A 4,478-nucleotide genomic window follows, 5' to 3' on the forward strand; every position below is an offset into this window, starting at 1 on the left:
ATACTGCTGTCGGCATTGCAGAAGGCCTAAACTCTGGTACTTGGACAGTTGCTGTGACAGTAAGTGGCAATGAAGTTGGCATGACAGAAGCTGAATGGAACGCCTTACCAAAAGCAGAACAAGATCAATTACGCGAACAAGCAACGGCAGCGATGAAAAAATCAGGTGCACATTACATCATTGATTCTGTGGCTGATCTTGAACCTATTATAAATATGATTGAACAACGTATTCAATCAGGCGAAAAACCATAAATAACAAAACTAGCTTATGATCCTACTTTAGGCCAATATTATGAAAATAATATTGGCTTTTTCTTAGCAAAATTTTTCTGCCATAAATAACTCTTTTGGCTCAATAATCTGTGCTTGTTCGCGCACTAATGACAAATCATGCGAACCATTCGGTGTATCTTTCACCAAAGCATATAAAGTCGATGTGGTATATGTGATCGCTTTTTCAACGCTATCACCATTTAACATATGCGCTAAATACAATGCTGTAAATGTATCACCTGTACCGCTTGGCATCGGCACATAATGGCAACGTGGCGTTATGACTTTCCATGCTTCATCTGCTGTGATTGCTAATGTCATCAACTCGTCATCTGCATCATTCACTCTAAAACTTGTGATCAATACTGTTTTCAAATAGTGATTGTTTGCAATCAGTTTTCGCGCTTCGCGACAAGCATCTTCCAAAGTTTCTACTGATTTTCCGCATAATACTTCAAATTCAAAATAGTTCGGTGTAATGATCGTTGCACTTTCTAAGGCCTCTTTCATCAAAGGTGGAATCGTTTCATCCACAAAAAATCCCACGCCATCTTCTTTATCACCCATCACAGGATCGCAAACATACATTGCATCAGGATTGTGAGTGCGGATTTCACGCACAACATCGTGAATCACTTGCCCAACACCGACTTTACCAATGTAACCAGAAATCACTGCATCCACTTTTTCTAGGAAATGGTTTTCGCGTAAACCACGAAGCACATCGCTAATCTGTTCTGCTGTGAATACTTGCCCTGAAAAAACATCATAACCGCTGTGATTAGAGAACTGCACAGTATTAATCGGCATTGCTTCAATGCCCATTCGTTGTAATGTAAATACAGCTGCCGAGTTGCCAACATGTCCAAAAGCAACATGGGATTGGATAGTTAAAACGCGTTTTGGTTGGTTTGTCACGATGATCTCACTTTGCTACATCTTTTAATTTGATGCTCGATTATAGCGCAATGATTTTAATTTTGGGATTAGGTTCTTGAACCTAAATCATGATCGCTTTCACTGCCTTTCAGTAAATGCGTCATTTCACGCACCGAAGCAATTTGATCATTTTCAAAGGTGAAAAAGGCAATCACTCGCACATGCAAATCCTCACTATTTTTCTTTGTCACAAATACATCGTGAATATCCGCAGCTGTATCGCCTTCCACCATAAATTCAATGAATTCCACATGAGCTTTCGCAATCACTTCTTTCAATGCAACAACATGCTGAAAGAAATCATCATAATCCAAGCTTTTGCCATCCACCCATTGCGTATAATTTTTTGAGAAAAATGGTCGAACATCATCCACTGATGTATTCACATCAAATAATACTTCAAATGATTCCGTCACTAATTTCTGATATTTATGCATATTTTGATCTCCTTTTTTCATTATTCTTCTAAATAATTTGTTAAAGCTTCTAAAAATAGCTGGGCTTTAGCTAATGTTTCATCATCCATCGTTGCTAAAAAATTTAAATAATTTGCTTTAGCTTGCTCATGCAATACATGATGAATATCCGCAATGTGCTCACCTTCTTTTGTTAGCTGATAAAAGATCGACTTTTGATTATCTTCAATTTGATACGTTGTGATTAATTCATCCTTCAATAATTTATTCACAGCCTTTGAAACTGCTGCTTTCGTTAACGCTAACGCATCACTGAGCACCTTATTATTCACAGCATCATGTTGTTGAATGCAGCCTAAAATATGCAATTGTGTCAAAGTATAATTACCTAAATCCTTTAGCAAAGCTTCACGCTTTCTCTCTCGATGTATTTCTTGTGCATGCGTTAGCTTCACTAAGGTTCGGTACATTTTTTCTGTTTGTGTTGTCATGATCATTACTCTAACTTTGTTTACCAGTTAACTATATTCTTGATTTAAAATATTGTCAACTGGTTAACTATAAGTTTGAGTTAGTTTTATAAATACTTATAATGCTCCAATGATCAATAATCCTTTACTCAAAAAACCGAGAATCGCTCGCGGTTGATGCACTTGGAATGTAGTGCATCGAATCGATAAAACATTCCATGAATTTGCCATTTTATTTGGAGCTTTGTCATGGAAAAAAAACATTGGTCAAAAGTGGAATATCTCCACGAAACTGTTAAAAACTCAAACATTATCATTAAAGGTCAACATAGCTATTACAGCAATTGTTGGGATCAGGGCTTTGAAGCTTCTGTTGTACGCTATTTATATGGCGATGAAGAAAGCTTAAAATGGGAACCTTTATGGCACATTGACCAGTTATACATTGGTGATTATGTCTGCATTGGCGCAGAAGCGGTGATTCTCATGGGTGGCAATCATACACATCGCGCAGATTGGTTCAGCTTATATCCTTTTATGGAAACCATCATCGATGCTTATCAAAGCAAAGGTGATACACATATTCATGATGGCGCTTGGATCGGCATGCGAGCCATGATCATGCCGGGCATTACGATTGGGGAAGGTGCAATCATTGCCGCAGGCAGTATTGCGACAAAAGATGTTGAACCTTATGCCATTGTGGGCGGATCACCTGCTCAATTAGTGAAATATAGATTTCCACCAGAAATCATTCAACAATTATTAGCATTGCATATTTATGATTGGGCACCTGAGAAATTTCAGGCACTTCGCCCATTTTTAACGCAAAATAATATTGAAGCATTGATTGAAGCTGAAAAAAATTATTCACTATCATCGTGATTCTCATTAATGTAGCTATCCCTTCCTTTGGAAGGGGTAGTTTAAAATTTTTCCTGCCACTGCCAACCTTGTTCTGTGGATACTAAATATTTATTGATACCAATATTTTCTAAAAACTCTTGATCATGTGCCACGATCACTAAAGCACCGCGATAACTTTGTAACAGTTGCTCCAAATAAGCAAAATTTACATGATGCTTTACATCACCTTGTAATGGCAAAATTTTGCCCGCCAATGTTTTTAATAATACAGATTTACCACTGCCATTTTTACCCACAATCGCAATGCGATCGCCCTTCTCGATTTGCCCATGAAACTTACTCAATTGCGTTGATAGATACGGTAATACAAGCTGATTCAATTCCACCAATACTTTTGGCACAAAAGTATCCATAGCATAACCATGTAATACAACAGCTTCTTGCTGATCTATGCGATCTTTTGCAGATTGAATGACTAATTTACCTTGTTCAGCAATTTTATCTCTCTGCTCTTTTGCCTTGCCCGAACTTAATTCGCTGCGATTTTTTTGGCGATCCAGCAATATTTTTGCTTGATTCTGCTCACTCCGTTGTTTATTGGCTTGGGATGATCGCTTAGCTTGTCTTTCCAATTGTTGCTGTGCAACTGCCAAGCGCTTTTTCTCAGTTTGCTTTACTGCATTCAACTGCTGAATGATGGATGCTAATTCTGCATCACGCTGCTCAACATAATCTTGATAAGCACCGCTATATGCTGTTAAACCTTTAGTAGATAATTCCACAATGGCGTTCACTTGGTTCAATAAATAACGATCATGGGTAATGATGATCACCTGCCCTTGCCATGATTGAATCATCGACCATAAAACTTGCTTATAGTGATAGTCCAAATGGTTACTTGGCTCATCCAAAATCAAAATTTGTGCTTGGGATAAGAAAGCTGCCGCAATGCGAATGCGCATTTGCTCACCACCACTTAATTGCTGCATCGCAGTTGTTAATGTGACATGAGATAAAGACAGCTCAGCCAATAAATTCAGAGCTTCATCCTGAATGCACCAACGCGAACCCACAATTTCAAAATCATCCGCATCCACACTGCCATTTTCAATACGCTGTAATGTATCCAATATAGATTGGATTTCTAAAGCTTCTGCAACAGTTTCAATGCTATTTTCATGGGATTTTTGTGATAAATAATAAACTAAATCGCTATTGATGCATGAGCCTTCCGTTGGCAATAATCGCCCCGCCATGATTTGTGCCAATAAGCTTTTGCCCACACCATTTCGCCCAATCAACGCTGTGATGGGTTGTGAGAATGTATAAGTTAAATTTGAAAAAACTGTGTTGCCATTTGGCAAACCATAAGACAACTGATTAAGCTGCAAAAATTTGGACATAAAACCTCCTTGATTGATCGTAATAACAAGTCAAATCAAGTTAATTGTTCATGTCAGCAAACCTCATCAGTTCTAAATTAAGATGTGCATATTTTAATTGCGTACAAA

5 protein-coding genes and 1 pseudogene are annotated in these 4,478 nt (G+C 37.9%); 2 read left to right on the plus strand and 4 right to left on the minus strand.

Annotated elements, in window-relative coordinates; all coding sequences use genetic code 11:
- A pseudogene (locus BZK14_RS13285) lies at positions 1-254 on the plus strand (phosphonoacetaldehyde hydrolase); the annotation flags it as partial.
- A 63-nt stretch (positions 255-317) separates the two neighbouring features.
- On the opposite strand, the gene pdxY reads toward BZK14_RS13285, so the two are convergent.
- From pdxY to BZK14_RS07110, 3 genes are all read right to left on the minus strand, one after another.
- Entirely contained in the window at positions 318-1,193 is an 876-nt protein-coding gene (gene pdxY / locus BZK14_RS07100) for a pyridoxal kinase PdxY (protein ID WP_281249099.1), read from the minus strand.
- A 68-nt stretch (positions 1,194-1,261) separates the two neighbouring features.
- Positions 1,262-1,651 (minus strand): nuclear transport factor 2 family protein, encoded by a 390-nt coding sequence (locus BZK14_RS07105; protein WP_077925838.1) that lies wholly within the window; start codon positions 1,649-1,651, stop codon positions 1,262-1,264.
- Between the two features lie 20 nt (positions 1,652-1,671).
- A complete protein-coding gene (locus BZK14_RS07110) occupies positions 1,672-2,121 on the minus strand; it encodes a MarR family transcriptional regulator (protein ID WP_171973662.1) in 450 nt (149 codons plus the stop codon).
- Between the two features lie 228 nt (positions 2,122-2,349).
- Here BZK14_RS07110 and BZK14_RS07115 point away from each other — a divergent pair, with 228 nt between their 5' ends.
- On the plus strand, positions 2,350-2,985 hold the full coding sequence (locus BZK14_RS07115) for a CatB-related O-acetyltransferase (protein ID WP_077925840.1): 636 nt from the start codon (positions 2,350-2,352) through the stop codon (positions 2,983-2,985).
- A gap of 41 nt (positions 2,986-3,026) precedes the next feature.
- On the opposite strand, the gene BZK14_RS13590 is transcribed toward BZK14_RS07115, so the two are convergent.
- Positions 3,027-4,370 carry an ATP-binding cassette domain-containing protein gene (locus tag BZK14_RS13590; protein WP_077925841.1) on the minus strand — a complete coding sequence of 448 codons (1,344 nt, stop codon included), beginning with the start codon at positions 4,368-4,370 and terminating at the stop codon, positions 3,027-3,029.
- Between the last annotated feature and the right edge of the window lie 108 nt (positions 4,371-4,478).

It is taken from the genome of Wohlfahrtiimonas larvae (genome assembly GCF_002006755.1).
GTDB lineage: Bacteria > Pseudomonadota > Gammaproteobacteria > Cardiobacteriales > Wohlfahrtiimonadaceae > Wohlfahrtiimonas > Wohlfahrtiimonas larvae.